At 70.7% G+C, this 16,093-nt stretch carries 16 protein-coding genes and 1 pseudogene; 8 read left to right on the forward strand and 9 right to left on the reverse strand.

All coding sequences use genetic code 11. The annotated features are described in order from the left end of the window. Positions 1 to 110 (forward strand): annotated as a pseudogene (locus LPC04_RS17500) (IS481 family transposase); the annotation flags it as partial. Positions 111 to 176: 66 nt separating this feature from the next. Here the strand turns inward: LPC04_RS17500 and LPC04_RS17505 are convergent. The 5 genes from LPC04_RS17505 to LPC04_RS17525 form a co-directional block, all read right to left on the reverse strand. Continuing rightward, positions 177 to 905, reverse strand: a complete 729-nt coding sequence (locus tag LPC04_RS17505) for a helix-turn-helix transcriptional regulator (protein ID WP_275683552.1) — start codon at positions 903 to 905, stop codon at positions 177 to 179. Between the two features lie 190 nt (positions 906 to 1,095). Then, entirely contained in the window at positions 1,096 to 2,268 is a 1,173-nt protein-coding gene (locus LPC04_RS17510) for an ABC transporter permease (RefSeq protein ID WP_275683553.1), read from the reverse strand. After that, positions 2,265 to 3,026 (reverse strand): ABC transporter ATP-binding protein, encoded by a 762-nt coding sequence (locus LPC04_RS17515; protein WP_275683554.1) that lies wholly within the window; start codon positions 3,024 to 3,026, stop codon positions 2,265 to 2,267. The genes LPC04_RS17510 and LPC04_RS17515 overlap by 4 nt, the downstream gene beginning before the upstream one ends. Then, entirely contained in the window at positions 3,023 to 4,558 is a 1,536-nt protein-coding gene (locus LPC04_RS17520) for an alpha/beta hydrolase (RefSeq protein WP_275683815.1), read from the reverse strand. The genes LPC04_RS17515 and LPC04_RS17520 overlap by 4 nt, the downstream gene beginning before the upstream one ends. Then, positions 4,558 to 4,923, reverse strand: a complete 366-nt coding sequence (locus LPC04_RS17525; protein WP_275683555.1) for a glutaredoxin — start codon at positions 4,921 to 4,923, stop codon at positions 4,558 to 4,560. The genes LPC04_RS17520 and LPC04_RS17525 overlap by 1 nt, the downstream gene beginning before the upstream one ends. Positions 4,924 to 5,070: 147 nt before the next feature. Between LPC04_RS17525 and gstA the strand changes: the two genes are divergently transcribed. The 3 genes from gstA (at position 5,071) to LPC04_RS17540 (ending at position 8,331) form a co-directional block, all read left to right on the forward strand. Further along, the gene (gstA, locus tag LPC04_RS17530; protein ID WP_275683556.1) at positions 5,071 to 5,679 is read left to right on the forward strand and encodes a glutathione transferase GstA; all 609 of its coding nucleotides are present in this window, start codon (positions 5,071 to 5,073) and stop codon (positions 5,677 to 5,679) included. 206 nt (positions 5,680 to 5,885) lie between these two features. Continuing rightward, positions 5,886 to 7,622: a hypothetical protein gene (locus LPC04_RS17535; RefSeq protein ID WP_275683557.1), complete on the forward strand. Its 1,737-nt coding sequence runs from the start codon at positions 5,886 to 5,888 to the stop codon at positions 7,620 to 7,622. A gap of 46 nt (positions 7,623 to 7,668) precedes the next feature. Next, positions 7,669 to 8,331 carry a hypothetical protein gene (locus LPC04_RS17540; RefSeq protein ID WP_275683558.1) on the forward strand — a complete coding sequence of 221 codons (663 nt, stop codon included), beginning with the start codon at positions 7,669 to 7,671 and terminating at the stop codon, positions 8,329 to 8,331. A 7-nt stretch (positions 8,332 to 8,338) separates the two neighbouring features. On the opposite strand, the gene purT is transcribed toward LPC04_RS17540, so the two are convergent. The 3 genes from purT to LPC04_RS17555 all read right to left on the reverse strand — a co-directional run bounded on the left by purT (position 8,339) and on the right by LPC04_RS17555 (position 12,027). Continuing rightward, positions 8,339 to 9,556, reverse strand: a complete 1,218-nt coding sequence (gene purT, locus LPC04_RS17545) for a formate-dependent phosphoribosylglycinamide formyltransferase (protein WP_275683559.1) — start codon at positions 9,554 to 9,556, stop codon at positions 8,339 to 8,341. A gap of 28 nt (positions 9,557 to 9,584) precedes the next feature. Next, positions 9,585 to 11,171: a thioredoxin family protein gene (locus LPC04_RS17550; RefSeq protein WP_275683560.1), complete on the reverse strand. Its 1,587-nt coding sequence runs from the start codon at positions 11,169 to 11,171 to the stop codon at positions 9,585 to 9,587. Positions 11,172 to 11,280: 109 nt separating this feature from the next. After that, a complete protein-coding gene (locus LPC04_RS17555) occupies positions 11,281 to 12,027 on the reverse strand; it encodes a hypothetical protein (protein ID WP_275683561.1) in 747 nt (248 codons plus the stop codon). 82 nt (positions 12,028 to 12,109) lie between these two features. Between LPC04_RS17555 and LPC04_RS17560 the strand changes: the two genes are divergently transcribed. Both LPC04_RS17560 and LPC04_RS17565 read left to right on the forward strand, forming a co-directional pair. After that, a complete protein-coding gene (locus LPC04_RS17560) occupies positions 12,110 to 12,688 on the forward strand; it encodes a DJ-1/PfpI family protein (protein WP_275683562.1) in 579 nt (192 codons plus the stop codon). Positions 12,689 to 12,809: 121 nt separating this feature from the next. After that, entirely contained in the window at positions 12,810 to 13,244 is a 435-nt protein-coding gene (locus LPC04_RS17565) for a ribbon-helix-helix domain-containing protein (RefSeq protein ID WP_275683563.1), read from the forward strand. Between the two features lie 18 nt (positions 13,245 to 13,262). Here the strand turns inward: LPC04_RS17565 and LPC04_RS17570 are convergent, their stop codons facing one another. Beyond that, positions 13,263 to 14,453 (reverse strand): LysR family transcriptional regulator, encoded by a 1,191-nt coding sequence (locus tag LPC04_RS17570; protein ID WP_338055445.1) that lies wholly within the window; start codon positions 14,451 to 14,453, stop codon positions 13,263 to 13,265. Here LPC04_RS17570 and LPC04_RS17575 point away from each other — a divergent pair. Both LPC04_RS17575 and LPC04_RS17580 read left to right on the forward strand, forming a co-directional pair. Continuing rightward, entirely contained in the window at positions 14,446 to 15,075 is a 630-nt protein-coding gene (locus LPC04_RS17575; RefSeq protein ID WP_275683564.1) for an FMN-dependent NADH-azoreductase, read from the forward strand. The two genes, LPC04_RS17570 and LPC04_RS17575, sit on opposite strands and share 8 nt — an antisense overlap. A gap of 48 nt (positions 15,076 to 15,123) precedes the next feature. After that, positions 15,124 to 16,044, forward strand: coding sequence for a pirin family protein (locus tag LPC04_RS17580; RefSeq protein ID WP_275683565.1), 921 nt, complete (start codon positions 15,124 to 15,126; stop codon positions 16,042 to 16,044). Positions 16,045 to 16,093 lie beyond the last annotated feature (49 nt).

Raw genomic sequence — 16,093 nt, forward strand, 5'->3', positions numbered from 1 at the left:
GCTGGCAGCACCACTACAACTGCCATCGTCCTCATAGCGGCATCGGCGGCGTGCCGCCCATCTCCAGGCTCAGCACTTTGAGGGACCACCTGTTGACGGTTCACAACTAGCCGACCCCGCCGAGGCCAAGCCTGATCTCGACATCCTCGACCGGCCGGGCTTCTCGCTGTCTGGAGTCAGCCGCAAGTAATCAACCCGAGTCGGATCGCGCGCAGCGCGGCTTCGTATTTAGTTGCGCACCCAAGTTTCGTCGTTGCTCTCCGAAGTCGCAGTAGCACCTCTGTCTCGGAAAGCCCCATCGTGCAACCGACTTCCCAATTGCTGAGACCGTCCATGCTCCAGCGGAGGGCATCCAGCTCGCTCGCGGCGAGAGTGCCCTCGTTGTTTCCTTGAAAGTACGGAGCGCAGAGGTTAGAGGCCGCGGCCTGCGCATAAGCGGCAAATTCTTGAGTGTCGAGGGTTAGACCCAGCATTGCCCTCCTTGCAGCACAAGCTTGCTGGTCTGACGTGAGGCCGAACATGAAATGCCTGCCGCGGGGAAGATGAAATGCGACGCAGATTCCACTTTGAAACCCGAATGCCGCTTGCTGTTCCCAGAAATCTGCTCGTCCGGCAGCAACGTAGGTCTTCTGATCCCAGACTAAAGGCAAGGACGATCGTTTGCAGTATTGCGAAACAGGGTCCAACCGTGCGGAGTCCGCGTCCTCGAAAGTGGGCAGGTAGTCGGGCGGCGCGTTGGTCACGGACTGAAACTCGCTCAAGAAGGGCGAGTGATCCGTAACAACCATCGCAGCCATCGTATGGAACCCCATCGATTGCCCAAACTCCGCCGATATCCGAACGAAATCCTTGACCGTCTTCGCGTGCAAGACCTCAAGGCATTGCCGCTGCAATTGCGTTTCCATGCTGACCCCCGTGCTGTCCTCGCCGACGTCGCGGTCGCGTGGGGCCATACCCCCGGACGCATCGCCGGCGTGGGAGTTCTCTTGCGGAACTCCTCGGTCAGGACGGTAGCACTGGCCCGGTGCGCGGGCATCGCCTGAACCGGGTATCGAGCCGCCTAATCAGCGACGGGGAAGACTCCCAGGGCAAGGCCTATTGCGCCGCGCGTCTGGCGAGCTGCCGCGTCACGAAGGCGAGCGCCGCGGCGGTGAGGACGACGCACATCAGCAGGCTCGGCGCGACGTCCAGCAGGCCGATGGGCGCGTTCTTGAGGACGCGATCCATCAGCGTCGTCTGCGCGACCGAGGGCACCCACAGGTTCCACGCGGCCTCGCCTTCCTGCGTGAAGAAGCCCAGCAGCGGCGTGAGCGTGAAGGCCATCGTGAGCACGACCATGTTGGCCTGCGCCTCCTTGACGGTCCTGCAGCGGATTGCCACGGCCATCATCAGCGCGGCGATGAGCGCCGCGAGCGGCGCGAGCAGGCCGATGAACAACGCGGCCTCGACCCACCCGAAGCGGAACAGCGCGGCCAGCGATTCGCTGCGCAGCAGGCTCTGCGCGGGCAGGAAGCTCAGGCACGACAGCACCGCGATGAGCAGCCCCAGCGCGAACACCGCGCCCCACTTGCCGATTACGATGGCGGCGCGCGACGCGGGCGTCGCGAGCAGCGGCTCGAGCGAGCCGCGTTCGCGCTCGCCGGCCGTCGTGTCGAGTGCCGCGTTGAGCGCGCCGTAGAGGACGGACATCAGCACGAACAGCGGCACGATGTTGGTCATCTGCGCCGCGCGCGCGGCGTTGTCGGCGATGTCGTGCTCGTCGATGCGCGTGACGCTCAGGGTGGACGGCGCGACGCCGCGGGCGACCAGGCGCAGCGTCGTCTGTTCCTGGTTGAAGCCCTGCAGCAGTTGCGCGATCGTGCCGGCGCCGCTCTGCGCGCGCGAGTTCGCGCTGCTGTAGACGAGTTCGATGCGCGGCGGCCGCCCGTGCGCGAGATCGTCCTCGAAAGCGGCGGGCACGACCACCACCGGGTCGCCGAGCTTGTTCGCCTTCAGCTGCGTCTCCCAGTCGGCGGGTGCCGTCTTGACGACGAAGGTCTGGCGCTCGATGTAGTTGCGCAGCGTGGGCGCGCCGTCGAGGCCGATGACGACGACCTCGCGCGCCTCGGCGCGCTTCTCGTACCGGCCCACCAGCGACGACAGCAGCACCAGCATCAGCGGCCCCATCAGCACCGAGCTGATGAAGACGGCAATCAGCGTTCGGCGGTCGCGCAGCGCGTCCTTGAGTTCCTTGGCGAACACGATCCAGATCGATTGCGCCATCCTCATCGCGCGTGGCCCTCCGCGCCGAACGCGAGGCGCACGAACGCATCCTCGAAGTCGTCGCTGCCCGCCTGCTCGCACAGGCTCGCGACGGTGCCGTCGGCCACGTGCTTGCCGCGTGCGACGACCACCACGCGATCGCACAGCCGCTCCACCTCCTGCATGATGTGCGTCGAGAAGACGATGCACTTGCCCGTCTCGTCGCGCAGCACGCGCAGCGCCTCGCGCAGCGCGCGCGTGGCCACGACGTCGAGGCCGTTCGTGGGTTCGTCCAGCACGATGTTGTCGGGGTCGTGCACGAGCGCGCGCGCCAGCGCCGTCTTCATGCGCTCGCCCTGGCTGAAGCCGTCGGTGCGGCGATCGAGCAGCGATTCCATCTCGAGCAGGCGTCCTAGATGCTCGCAGCGCGCCTGCGCGACCTCGTCGGCGACGCCGTGCAGGTGGCCGTGATAGACGATGTTCTCGCGCGCGGTGAGCCGCGGATAGAGCCCGCGCGCGTCGGACAGCACGCCCAGCCGCGCGCGCACGCCCTGCGGGTCGTCGCCCAGGTCGACACCATCGACGCGGATCGTGCCGCTGTCGGGCGTCACGAGGCCGACGAGCATGCGCAGGCTGGTCGTCTTGCCGGCGCCGTTGGGGCCCAGCAGGCCGGTGATCGCGCCGTCCCGCGCATGCAGCGTCAGGCCGTCGACGGCGACCACGGTGCGCGCCTGGCGGCCGCGGCCGGTCGTGAACTGCTTGCGAAGGTCGTCCATCGCGATCATCGCGCGTCCTTCATGCCGGGCGGCGGAACACCCGGCGTGTGCGGGGCCGAATCGTCGAACCGGTTCGGGTCGTTGTCGGCCGCTCGCGCGCGCGACGGCAACGGCGGCTGGAATGCGAGCGGGCGCGGCATCTTCGCGGCGCAGCCCATGTCGACGGCCTGCGCCTCGGCATCGGTGGCGGCGTTGATGAAGTGGAAGACGGCGTCGCGCATGCAGGCGATCGCCGTCACGTTGTGGCCGTTGTTGGCGACGACCACCGAGCGGGCCATCGGCCCCAGCGCCTTGGCGACGCGCTCGGCATGGCGCGGCGGCGTCACCGGGTCGAGCCCGCCGGACAGCAGCAGCACCGGCGCCGCGCTGCGCGGGATCGTGTAGAACGCGGCCGGCACGTCGCCACGGGGCCAGCTCGCGCACGCGGCGCAGTACATCGCCTGCGCCTCGTGGTCGCCATCCGCGCGATCGGCCGGGCTCATGCGCGGCGCGTCCTCCGCGCAGATGACGGAGAAGTGCTCGCCCTCCGACAGGTCGGCATCGCCCGTGGCCAGCGCCATCAGCGATTCGTAGCGCCCCGCCGCGGCCTGCTCGATGGCGTACGGCAGCAAGGCGCCCAGCGTCGGCTGGTACAGGCCGGGACGCACCAGGCCGCGCAGCGCGGCGCGCGTCATCGTGACCTGTCGCGCCTCGCCGCTGACCGGCCCGACGAAGTCGATGGCCTTCGGCAGCGACAAGAGCAGCCGCTGCCAGGTCTGCGCGAGCGATGGGTGCGCCTTGGCGCAGGCCGTCTCGGCGGCGCAGTCGCGAAACAGCGCAGCGAGCGCGGCGTCGGCGTCGATGTCGTCGGAGTCGGGCAGCACCATGTCGGGCGGCGCGACGCCGTCGATCACGACGCGGCGCACGTGCGTGGGATACGCCCGCAGGTATTCGAGCGCGGCGCGCGTGCCGTAGCTGATACCGATCAGGTCGATGCGGTCGGCGCCGAGCGCGGCGCGCACGGCGTCGGCGTCGGCCATCGCGATGGTGGTCGTGTAGAAGCGCAGGTCGCCCCAGGGCAGTTTCTGCAGCGCGACGCGGCAGGCATCGAGCGCCGCGGCCGCGCGGGCGCGATCGAGCGCGCGCGCGAGCGCCTCGTCGGGCGTGGGCACGTCGCAGTTCAGCGGCGCGCTGTGGCCGGTGCCGCGCTGGTCGATCAGCACCAGGTCGCGCCGCGCGGCCAGCCGCGAGGTCAGGTGCTCGATGGTGCCGGCAAGGCCGACGGCGCTCTGCCCCGGGCCGCCGGCGAAGAAGAAGATCGGGTCGGGCAGCTTCTGGCGCGCCAGCGCGGGGATCACGACGACGTGCAGGTCGATCTGCGTGCCGTCCGGCCTGGCGGGATCGAGCGGGCGCTTGAGCACGCCGCACTGCGCGTCGTGATCGAGACCCACCAGCCGGCAGGCCTGCAGCGGCAGCGCCGCGGCCTGCGCGGCGGCGCACGCCAGCCAGGCGAACGCGGCGACGATCGCGGTACGCCAATGCGGCCGCCGCGCCGCGCGCATCACGTGCGCGAGCCCTTCTTCAGCGTCGCAGGATCGAGCTTGGCGAGATTGTCGTAGCCGCCGATGAACTGGCCGTCGATGAAGATCATCGGGAAGGTCGTCCAGCCCGTCCACAGCTTCAGCGGCAGGCGCTTGCGCCACTGGCTCGCGTAGTTGCCGTATTCGAGGTACTTGTAGGCCACGCCGGCCGCGTCCAGCCACTTGCGCGCCTTGGCGGGGAACGGGTTCCAGCCCATGCCGACGACGACGACCGCGTTGGCGGCGACCTCAGCCTCCACTTCGGCGATGACCGCCCGGCCCTCGTCGGCGATGCGGGCGCGGATCGCGGGGTGCACACGGGAGTCGTCGAGGATCTGTCTGGTCACGTTGGCACCGACTATGGTTGGGCAGGGGACGCCAGCGTAGCAGACCTTCGCTGCGTGTCGGCGTGCTGCGCACCCGCGCCGATTTCGGCATCATGGACGCCTCGTCGCGCCGCCCGCCAGGCGCGTCCTCAACTCCGAAAGACCGTCATGAAGCTCTATTACAGCCCGGGCGCCTGCTCGCTGGCCTCCCACATCGCGCTGAGCGAGACCGGCACGAAGTTCGAACTCGTCAAGGCCGCGCTGCAGACGCACACGCTGGCCGACGGCACCGACTACTACACGATCACCGCCAAGGGCCAGGTACCGCTGCTCGAGCTCGACGACGGCTCGCGGCTGTCCGAAGGCCCGGCGATCCTGCAGTACATCGCCGACCACGCGCCCGGCACCGGCCTCGCGCCGGCGGCCGGCACGATGGAGCGCTATCGCCTGATGGAGTGGCTCAACTTCATCACCAGCGAGCTGCACAAGGGCTACTCGCCGCTGTTCAATTCGAAGATGCCGGTCGAGGCCAAGGAGATCTTCGCGGCGCGGCTGAAGGACAAGTACAAGCTCGTCGACGCGCGACTCGAGGGCAACGACTACCTCCTGGGCAAGCAGTTCAGCGTCGCCGACGCCTACCTGTTCACCGTCACCAACTGGGCGGCCAACGTCGGAGTCGACCTGACGGAGTTCAGGAACCTGGAAGCCTTCAACGCGCGCATGAAGGCGCGCCCCGCGGTGCAGGCGGCGCTCAAGAGCGAAGGCCTCATGAAGTAAGGCGCGGTCCACGGCCGCGCGGGCCCACCCGGGACGGGTCGGCCGCGCGTGGCCCGCGCCTGCAAGCTGGGAGCGTTCCCAGTCGCGGCGACGGACGTGCTGGGAAGCGACCCAGCTATCGCGCCGGCCGCCATCCCTGTCGAATGACGACGAAGGCCTGCCGCGTCCGCGGCGGGCGCCGCCATGCAGACCAGGGAGAAGAGAACGTGAGCCTCGCCATCGACGACGCGCCATCCGCGTCCAGGACCTCCACCACCTCGACCAACGATTCGCGCGCCGCGGACGATGCGGCGCTCGTCGCCGCTGCGCAGGCGCGCATCGCGCAGGTCGCCTGCCAGCCGCTCGATCCGGCGCAGCGGGCGGTCGAGGGGTTTCGCGCGGCCGCGTCCACCCGCGCGCCGGACGGCGCGGGCGTCGATGCCCAGGTGCGCGCGGACGCCGGCGCCAACGCGCGCACGGCGCTCGAGCGGTCCGACCTGTCGCCCGCGCAGGCGAAGCAGGTGCGCCAGGTCATCGAGCACCTTGGCAACGCGATCGTCGACGGCAGGATCGACCCGCATATCAACAACACCTTCCGCGCGCATCTGTACGACCTCGCGACCGCCGATCCGCTCGAAGGCGGCAAGTTCCAGGGCGCGCTGGCGCAGATGACGCGCGCGGCCGAGGTGCTCGACCGCGTGCAGCTCGCGCCCGGCACGAGGCTCGGCTACGACGTCGGCGCCAGGCAGCCGACCGGCCGCACCGGCCTGCCGCTGCTGGACGTGCCCGACATCGACGCCGACCTGTACTTCAGGACGGCGGACGGCACCTCGCACATCGAGAGCGTCAAGGTGGGCTCAAGCACGCTGGCCGCCACCGCGAAGGACGCAGGCGCGAGCCCGGCGGCCAGGACCCAGCTCGGTCGGCAAGGGCTCTGGCGGGCCGCCGGCACGCCGCAGGAGCCGCGTTCGCTGGGCCTGTTCGTGCTCGACAAGCACTCGGACTTCACCGCGCTGACGGCCGGCAAGAACCTCGACCAGCTGCAGGCCGCCGTCGGCGACGCCGACGCGCGGCGGGTGGTGATCGGCGATCGCGCGTACTCGGTCAACGAGCTGCGCGCCATGGGCCGCGACGCGGTGGCCGAGGCGAGACCCAACGTGGACGCTTTCCGCGCCCAGTGGGAGGCGAAGAATCCGGGTGCCCGGTTCAGCCCGATCGAGTACTTCAAGGCGAACTCCAGCACGCCCGACCAGGTGATGGCGCGCGTGGGCAAGCAGTACGGCGAACCGCAGCCGCCGTTGTCGGAGCTGCCGCGACCCACGGCGCCAGGCGCGGGCCGCACGGCCGCGGGCGGCGGCGCTGCCGGGGCGGCGGTGTCGGCGGGGATCACGATCGTCTCGCTCGCGCGCAACGGCCAGCTCGACATGCAGCACGCCGGCGTCGTCGCCGGCGAGGCCGCCCGCGGCGGCGCGATCGGCACGGCCGCGGCGTTGGGCGAGCGCGCCATTGCGCCGACGGTGGACCGCGCCATCGGCGCCGCCGCGCAGCGCGCCGGCACGGCTGTCGCGGCGCGCGTGGGCACGTCGGCCGTCGCCGATACCGCGGCCGCCGGCGTCGCCGCCCGCACGCTGGCCACGCGCGTCGTCGGCTCGACGGCGGTGGGCGTCGTGGTGTCGGCGGGCGTGTCGGCCTGGGACAACCGCGCGGGCCTCGCGCATGGCGATTCGAAGGCGATCGGCAACGTCGCGGCCGACACCGCGGTCGGCGCGGCCTCCGTCGCGTCGTCGGTGGCGATCGGGGCGGCGGTCGGCTCGGTGGTGCCCGTCGCGGGCACGGCTGTCGGCGCCGCGGTGGGGCTGGTGGTCGGCGTCGGCGTGGCCTACGGTGCGCAGATCTCGGGTGCGCGCGATGCGATCGCCGGCGCGGCCAGCAGCGCGGTCGACGAGATCAAGAGCTGGTTCTGATGGTGCTCAAATGGCGGATCCGTCCACGACCTCGCCCAGGCGCCCGATGACATCCGCTCCCGTTCCGACTCCTGTCGCCAGGCGCCCCTGGCCGTTCGACGTGCAGGCGCATCGCGACTGGTTCCGCCAGGCGCCCGAGGAGCTGATGCTCGTCGATGCCCTGTCGCACCCGGGCAAGTACCGCGAACTGGTGGACGGCGAGGCCTGGTTCTCGATGATGCTGCCGCTGTTGTCGCGCGTGCGCGTCGAGTCGCTGGCCATCCTCGACTTCGACTACGAGCCCCTGCCCTACCGCCGCGCCTGGCGGGTCTGCGGCGACGAGGTCCTGGGCGTGTCCGACAGCGTCGGCGGCACGCACCGCGCCATCGAGTGGATGCATCGGCTCTGGATCGACGGCCGCGCCATCGTCGACGAGACCGGCGCGCCGGTCGAGCTGGCCGGGTTCAGCACCTGGATCTCGGACGAGGTCTTCGTCGCCGAGGTGCCCGGGCCGGACGACCATCCCGCGCAGGACTTCGGCCCCGGCGGCTATCCCGTGATCCTGGGCCTGGTGGTCGTCGACGCGGGGCGTGGGCGCACGCACGTCCTGCAGCCGGCCGCCACCGAGCGCTGGACCGCGCCGCGGTTGCGCGAACAGGGCGGCCGTTGGCAAGTGGTCGCGTCGGAATCGGCGACCGAGCCCGACCGCGTGATCGATCCGGCGGGCTGAGCTCGGCTCAGTCCACGGCCTTCGGCGTGACCTTGCCCGCGGCCTCCTTGGCCAGCACGCGGGCGCGCTCGACGTCCGCGTCGTGCGCGAGCGCCACGCCCATGCGGCGCTTGACGAAGCTCTCGGGCTTGCCGAACAGGCGCACTTCCGTCTGCGGCACGCGCATCGCGTCGGCCAGGCCGTCGAAGCGCAGCGCCCTGGCGTCGACACCACCGTAGATCACGGCGCTCGCGCCGGGGCTCTTCAGCGACACGTCCACCGGCAGCCCGAGGATCGCGCGGGCGTGCAGCTCGAATTCGTTCTGCCACTGCGTGATCATCGTCACCATGCCGGTGTCGTGTGGACGCGGGCTGACCTCGCTGAACCACACGTCGGCACCCTTGACGAACAGCTCGACGCCAAACAGCCCCTGGCCGCCGAGGTCGTCGGTGACGGCCTTGGCGATGCGCTCGGCGCTCGCGAGCGCGGCCGGATCCATGCGCATCGGCTGCCAGCTCTCGACGTAGTCGCCCTTGACCTGCACGTGGCCGATCGGCGCGCAGAAGCTGGTCTGCACCGCGCCGTTGGCGCCGAGCGAACGCACGGTCAGCAGCGTGATCTCGTAGTCGAAATCGATGAAGCCCTCGACGATCACGCGCCCGTGGCTCACGCGGCCGCCGGCCATCGCGTAGTCCCACGCGGTCTTCACGTCGGCCGGGCCGTCGATCTTGCTCTGGCCCTTGCCCGAGCTGCTCATCACCGGCTTGACGATGCAGGGGTAGCCGATCTTGCCGTCGATGGCGGCCTGCAGCTCCTCCAGCGAATCGCAGAAGACATACGGGCTGGTCGGCAGGCCGAGCGTTTCGGCGGCGAGGCGGCGGATGCCTTCGCGATCCATCGTCAGCCGCGCGGCGCGCGCGGTCGGGATCACGCGCACGACGCCTTCGGCCTCCAGCGCCTGCAGCTCCGAAGTGGCTAGCGCCTCGATCTCCGGCACGACGAGGCCGGGCTTCTCGCGCTCGATCAGCGCGCGCAGCGCCACCGGGTCGCTCATCGTGATCGTGTGCGCGTGGTGGGCGACCTGCTGGCCGGGCGCGTTCTCGTAGCGGTCGACGGCGATGGTCTCGACGCCCAGGCGCTGCAGCGCGATCAGCACTTCCTTGCCGAGTTCGCCGCTGCCCAGAAGCATCACGCGGGTGGCGGCCGGGCTGAGCGGCGTGCCGAGGGTCTTGTTGTAGGTGGTCATGACGGTGACGGATTTCAGGAGAAAGGAATCAGGCCTTGGTCGACGCCGGCTTGAAGACGCCGTCGCAGGTCTCGCGTTGCGGGTCGCCGGCGGGCAGTTTGGCGCAGATGCCTTGCAGTTGCGTGTTCAGGTGATCGATGACGGCCTGGTGCTTGCCGCCGGTGTTCCATTTCACGAGCTTGGCACCGAGCCGCTGCAGCGAGCGGCCGTTGCGCTGGTCGAACGCGTTGGGCTGGGCGGCCGCCTCGTTGAACACGGCCTGCGCCGTGGCCTCGATGCGCTTCGAGTCGTTCGGCGTGAGGTCCACCAGCGCGCCCAGGTACGAGTTGCCCCACTGCAGGCGCGTGGCCGGGCCTTCGCTCTTCTCGAAGGCCTGCTGGTACCACTGCAGCGCCTCGGCGTTGTGGCCCTGCTTGCGCGCGTTGGAGCCCAGCTCGCTCATGAGGTAGTACGGCGAATGGCTCTTGGACAGGCTGGACTTCAGCAGCGTCGCCGACGCGTTCCACAGGCCAGCCTCCTCGAGCAGTTGCGCCGACGTCGGGATGACGGCCTGGCGCTCGAACGCGTTGGTGGCCTCGCGGTCGGTGGTCGCGGCGGCGGCGCGGACTTCCTTGACGAGCGCCGGCGGCAGCTTCGGATGCAGCGTCTCCTTCGGCTGGTCCAGGCGCGCCAGGTCGACGCGCGCGAACAGCGCGTCCAGCCGGTCGCCGCGCGACAGCGTCGCGTCGGCCTGCAGGCGCACCAGCGCGGCGTCGAACGACGCGACGAGCTGCTGGCGCTCCGCGCCCGGCTTGGGCGCCAGCGCGGTGACGATGGCGGGCGCGCTGTTGGTCAGCACGTCCATGTAGGTGCGGCTCAGCGCGGGGTCGCCCAGCACCTGCGCGACGCGGGCGCGCGTGGCGGCGTCGGGCGACGGCGCGTTCTTCTCGTCGCTGTCGCCGATGGACTTCAGTGCGAGGCGCGTGCAGGCCGCGGACTCGGTCGACGGGCAGCTGGCCGCGAGCTTGCGCAGCAGCGGCCCGCGTTCGGCGGCCGGCACCGCCTGCGCGCCTTCGTCGACGTCCCACGCATAGAACGCCAGCAGCCGCCACTCGCTGCCACTGAGCGGCCTGCCGGCACGCGCGTCGGCGAGCACCGCGGCGATCGGGCGCCCGCTGGCCAGGCCCAGCTGCAGCAGCTGCATCACCTGCGCGGCGTCGACCTCGCCCGGCAGGCGCGTCAGCTCCTTGCGATCCGGGCTGAACAGGATCAGCGTCGGATAGCCGACCACCTTGAACTTCGTGCCCAGCCTCTGCGCGCCGGGCGCGTCGCCGTCCAGGTGCACGGCGATGAAGCTCCTGGACTCCTCCGCGAAGTCCTGTCGGTTGAACAGCGTCGCCTTGAGCTGGTTGCACGGCGGGCACCACACGGCGCCCCAATACAGCAGCACCGGCTTGTTCTGCGCCTTGGCGGCCGCGAAGGCCTTGTCGATGTCGGCGTCGCTGGTGGCGTCCTGCCAGGCCACGTTGCCGGGCGGCGGGCCGTCGAGCGCGTGCGCGGCGGGGCCGAAGCCGGCCAGCGTCGCGGCGAGCGCGACGGCCAGGGCGGCAGCTTTCAGGGGGCGAGCGTGGCTCATCGACGAGGTCTCCGGGATGCGGGCGGGCGGTGCAAACGCCTATTGTCCGCGACCTCGCGCGCCCGGGCACGCGCATGCTCATGCGTCACGCGCAGGAGGCGCGCGCGACTCAGGCGTCCGGATCGACGGGAGGCTCGTCGCCAAGCGATTGCTGCGTCGACTCCTCGACCGGCTCCGGCGTCGCCCGCGCCAGCGCCATCCACGTCGCGAACGGCAGCCGCAGCGTGCGCCGGGGCGCCGGGCGCAGCACGTCCAGCACGCCGTCGCGCTCCATCATCACGCCGTAGTCCTCGGGCACGTCGCCGGCGTCGCCGATGCCCTCGGCCAGCACGTACCAGCATTCGCGCGCCATCTGCCGGTAGGCCTCGCCCTTCGCCGGCTTGCGCAGGTCGCCCAGCAGGTCGGCGCGGCGCACCTTGATCTCGTGGACGATGGGCTCGAGGTAGTCCTCGACCGTCGTGTTGCGCACCGAGAACAGGTCGGGCATCGCGACCGTCCATTGCCCGGTGCCGAGCGCATCGTCGCCGGTGCGCACGCGCAGCGACAACCCGCGCCAGGCGATGCGCCCGGCGCGCTGCATCGCCACCGCGACGCGGCCGATCAGCGCCTCGTGGGCGTCGCGCGCGGCGCGGTTGCGCGCCAGCGTCGCGGCCAGCACCTGGATGCCGGCGTCGGTGACGCGCAGCGTCTCGCGGCCATGGTCGTCGCGCAGCCGCTCGACCCAGCCGGCGGCGAGCAGCTCCACCTCGACCAGGTCCTGGCTGGGCCAGCCGGCGGAGCGCCAGATCGCCCGCAGCCGGCGGCGATGCAGTTCGGTGAGCGACGGTGGCGGCGGCGGCAAGGTCACGATGAGCACGCGAAAGTATCCGATTACTACCCGCTCATGGCGTGAGCCTGGGAAGCTTTCTTCCCTGCTTCATCCAACCGGAGAGACGACCATGGCGAAGAAGATTCTGATGATCTGCGGCGATTTCGGCGAGGACTACGAGACGATGGTGCCGTTCCAGGCGCTGCTGGCCGTCGGCCACGTGGTGCACGCCGTCGCGCCCGACAAGAAGGCCGGCGAGTACGTCACGATGGCGATCCACGACTTCGACGGCGCCCAGACCTACAGCGAGAAGCCCGGCCACCGCTTCACGCTCAACGCGAGCTTCGCCGACATCCGCGCCGAGACCTACGACGCGCTGGTCGTGCCCGGCGGCCGCGCGCCGGAATACCTGCGCATGAACTCGCAGGTCGTGGCGATGACGAAGCACTTCCTGTCGGCCAACAAGCCGGTCGCCGCGATCTGCCACGGCGCGCAGCTGCTGGCGGCCACGGGCCTGATCAAGGGCCGCAAGGTCTCGGCCTACCCGGCGTGCCAGGTCGAGGTGGAGCTGGCGGGCGCCGAATACATGGGCATCCCGGTCGACCAGGCCGTGACCGACGGCAACCTGGTCACCGCGCCCGCCTGGCCGGCGCATCCGGCCTGGATTTCGCAGTTCCTGGCGGTGCTCGGCACGCGAATCAGCTTGTAAATCTGCGATTCCGCGGCTGGCGGCTTCGGCCAGCCGGGCGTACATTGGGTCGAGAGGCGCTGCGGTTGGCGCCCCTTTCGGAGAGCCGTGCGCGACGCGGCCCGGGCCAAGGAGACATTGCATGTGTGAAATCTTCATCAGCGCCGACCCCGCGAGCTACGAAAGCCGCACGCGCTCCGTCCGCCTGCACGGCGTGGTCACGAGCATCCGGCTGGAGCATCTGTACTGGGAGGTGCTCGAGGAGATCGCGCGCCGCGACGGCATGAGCGTCGTCCACCTGATCGAGAAGCTCTACGACGAGCTGGTGGCCGCGCGCGGCGGCGTCGGCAACTTCACGTCGTTCCTGCGCGTGAGCGCGCTGCGCTACGAGGCGCTGGTGGCGCAGGGGCGCATTCCGGCCGACGTGCACGTGCCGATCCGCTCGCTCGATGCCAAGGCGGTGCTGCACGAGCTGCCCAAGGGCTGGAGCGTCCTGCCGACGCCGCAGGCCGGCACCGGCGACGCGCCGGCGGCGGGCCGCGCATTGCAGCGTGCCCTCACGCGTCTGCCGCACTGACGCATCCGGCGCGCGCCGTCAGCCGACGCGGAATCGGCCCGGCGACGCGTTGCTCGCCAGCGCCGCGGCGGCGACCGCCACCTCGCACGTTTGCATCGTCTTCGACAGCATGTCGATGAACGCCCGCGTCTTCGCGGGCATCAGCCGGCGGCCGGGGAACACGGCCCAGCACTCGGCGTCGGGCAGGCACCAGTCGGGCAGGATGCGCTGCAGCTCGCCGCGGGCGAGATAGGGTTCGGCGAAGAAATCGGCGACCGCCACGACGCCGGCGCCGCGCCGCGCCAGGCGGATCAGCACGTCCGGCGAATTCGCGCGCACGTGCTGCTGCGGGACGATGGCGTGCGTGGTGGCGTCGTCGCCCGCCCGCGGCGTCTTGGCAGAGGATGGCCGCCGAGCCTCGGCCGGCGTGGCTTCGCGTCGCGACAAGGTCCACGGCACCGGCTCGCCCGACCGCGACAGCAGCAGCAATGCGGGCATCGTGCGCAATGCCTCCGGCGCCAGCGGCTCGCCGTGTTCGCGCAGCAGCGACGGCGCGGCATAGAGGCCCGTGGTGAAGGTGGCCAGGCGGCGCGCGGCGAGCTGGGTGTCGTCGGGCAATGCGCCCATGCGGATAGCGAGATCGAAGTTCTCGCCGATCAGGTCGACGCGCCGAGGCGACAGGTCGAGTTCCAGGGTGACCTCGGGATAGTCGCGGATGAAGCCGGCCATCGGCTGTTCCAGCGCGAGGCTCGCGAAGTCCCCGGGCATCGTCACGCGCAGCCGGCCGCTCGGGCGTGCCTGGCGTGACAGCGCGAACGCGAGCGCCGCGTCGACCTCCTCCGACATCGCCCGCGCGTGATCGAGCACGCCCTGGCCGAACTCGGTGATGACCAGTTTGCGCGTGGTGCGCTGCAACAGCCGCTCGCCGAGCCGCTTCTCGAGCGCGGCGATGCGGCGCGACACGGTGGACTTGGGCAGTTGCACGCGCTCCGCGGCGCGGCTGAAGCTGCCGGACTCGGCCACGCGGGCGAACAGCAGCAGGTCGTCGGCGTCGGGGGTCATCGAACCATCTCCCGGATAGACATTGGCTTGGCCATTGTGCCACTCACGGAACAATGATGTGCAATCTGACGGCTTCCGGCGCACCGGCGGACTCAATACAGTCTCATCAAACGGGAAATCCGTTTCGACCCCACCCGACACCGCTTCCAAGGAACCCATCATGAACATCCTGCAGATCAACTCCAGCGCGCGCTCGTTTGCCAACGGCCAAGGCTCGCAATCCACCCGTCTTGCCAACGAGCTCGTCGAGCAGCTGCGCGCCGCCAATCCGGCCGCCACGCTGACGCTGCGCGACCTGACCGCGAACCCGCACCCGGTGCTCGACGAGGCCACGCTCGGCGCGCTGTTCACGCCGGCCGAGGCGCGCTCGGCCGAGCAGCACGCGCGCGTCGCGCTCGACCATGCGCTGATCGACGAGGTCAAGGCGGCCGACGTCATCGTGATCGGCGTGCCGATGGTCAACTTCGGCATCACCAGCCAGCTGAAGAACTGGATCGACGCGATCGCCAAGGCCGGCGTCACCTTCAAGTACACAGCCACCGGCCCGGTGGGCCTGATCGAGGGCAAGAAGGTTTACGCGGTGCTGACGCGCGGCGGCATCTACCGCGACCAGCCTCACGACACCCAGGTGCCCTACCTGCGCCAGACGCTGGGCTTCCTGGGCATCACCGACCTCGAGTTCATCTATGCCGAAGGCCTGGCGATGGGCCCGGACGCGGAAGCCAAGGCGCTGTCCTCGGCCCGCACCGAAATCGCCCGCATCGTCGACGGTGCGGCGATCGCGGCCTGAAGATCTTCAACGCGGCCCGCGCAGGGCCGCACAACGGAACCCCTGCCAATGACCACGACCTTGACCGACAACGTGACCACGCCGACCCTGGACGCCGCCGTGCGCAATCCGCGCTCGGTCGAGCGCCTGGTCACGGGACAAGCCACCAGCGACGGCGACGGCGTGAAGCTGACGCGCGTGCTGACGCAGCCGCTGCAGCGTCGGCTCGACCCGTTCCTGATGCTCGATGCCTTCGGCTCGGACGACGCCGGCGACTACATCGGCGGCTTTCCCGATCACCCTCACCGCGGCTTCGAGACCGTGACCTACATGATCGCCGGCCGCATGCGCCATCGCGATTCGGCTGGCAACGAGGGCCTGCTGGAGAACGGCGGCGTGCAGTGGATGACCGCCGGCCGTGGCGTGATCCACAGCGAGCTGCCGGAGCAGGAGCAAGGCCGCATGGAAGGCTTCCAGCTGTGGCTGAACCTGCCGGCGGCCGACAAGATGGGCACGCCCGGCTACCGCGACATCCCCACGGGCGAGATTCCGGAGCTGCGCCTGCCCGGCGCGACGGTGCGCGTGATCGCAGGGACGAGCCACGGCGTGGCCGGCGCGGTGCAGAAGGCGCATACGGAGCCGCTGTATCTCGACCTGCACCTGGCGCCCGGCGCGAGCTTCGAGCAGGTGCTGCCGGCCGGCCACAACGCGTTCGTCTACGTGTACCGCGGAGATCTCGAGGTCGACTCGGGGGTCGCGCGCACGCCCGTCGCGCGCGAGCGCATGGCGGTGCTCGCCAACGCGGCCGATCGCGACGGCGTGCGCGTGCAGGCCGGCGCGGACGGCGCGCGGGCGCTGCTGGTCGCCGGTCGTCCGCTCAACGAGCCCATCGCGCAGTACGGCCCGTTCGTGATGAACAACAACGCCGAGATCTTCCAGGCCGTGGAGGACTTCCGCGCCGGCAAGTTCGGCAAGCCGCCGGGACGTTGAACGCGCCGCGCGGCCATGAAAAACGGCGCCCGCGGGCGCCGTTTCCGTT

This window comes from Scleromatobacter humisilvae (assembly GCF_023231945.1).
GTDB lineage: Bacteria > Pseudomonadota > Gammaproteobacteria > Burkholderiales > Burkholderiaceae_C > Scleromatobacter > Scleromatobacter humisilvae.

Bases quoted from the DNA above. Each gene is read 5' to 3' on its own strand.
- LPC04_RS17510 (WP_275683553.1), bottom strand. From the start codon at position 2,268: ATGAGGATGGCGCAATCGATCTGGATCGTGTTCGCCAAGGAACTCAAG.
- purT (WP_275683559.1), bottom strand. From the start codon at position 9,556: ATGACCACCTACAACAAGACCCTCGGCACGCCGCTCAGCCCGGCCGCC.
- LPC04_RS17520 (WP_275683815.1), bottom strand. From the start codon at position 4,558: ATGCGCGCGGCGCGGCGGCCGCATTGGCGTACCGCGATCGTCGCCGCG.
- LPC04_RS17515 (WP_275683554.1), bottom strand. From the start codon at position 3,026: ATGATCGCGATGGACGACCTTCGCAAGCAGTTCACGACCGGCCGCGGC.
- LPC04_RS17540 (WP_275683558.1), top strand. From the start codon at position 7,669: ATGACATCCGCTCCCGTTCCGACTCCTGTCGCCAGGCGCCCCTGGCCG.
- LPC04_RS17505 (WP_275683552.1), bottom strand. From the start codon at position 905: ATGGAAACGCAATTGCAGCGGCAATGCCTTGAGGTCTTGCACGCGAAG.
- LPC04_RS17560 (WP_275683562.1), top strand. From the start codon at position 12,110: ATGGCGAAGAAGATTCTGATGATCTGCGGCGATTTCGGCGAGGACTAC.
- gstA (WP_275683556.1), top strand. From the start codon at position 5,071: ATGAAGCTCTATTACAGCCCGGGCGCCTGCTCGCTGGCCTCCCACATC.
- LPC04_RS17565 (WP_275683563.1), top strand. From the start codon at position 12,810: ATGTGTGAAATCTTCATCAGCGCCGACCCCGCGAGCTACGAAAGCCGC.
- LPC04_RS17550 (WP_275683560.1), bottom strand. From the start codon at position 11,171: ATGAGCCACGCTCGCCCCCTGAAAGCTGCCGCCCTGGCCGTCGCGCTC.
- LPC04_RS17580 (WP_275683565.1), top strand. From the start codon at position 15,124: ATGACCACGACCTTGACCGACAACGTGACCACGCCGACCCTGGACGCC.
- LPC04_RS17570 (WP_338055445.1), bottom strand. From the start codon at position 14,453: ATGTTCATGATGGGTTCCTTGGAAGCGGTGTCGGGTGGGGTCGAAACG.
- LPC04_RS17575 (WP_275683564.1), top strand. From the start codon at position 14,446: ATGAACATCCTGCAGATCAACTCCAGCGCGCGCTCGTTTGCCAACGGC.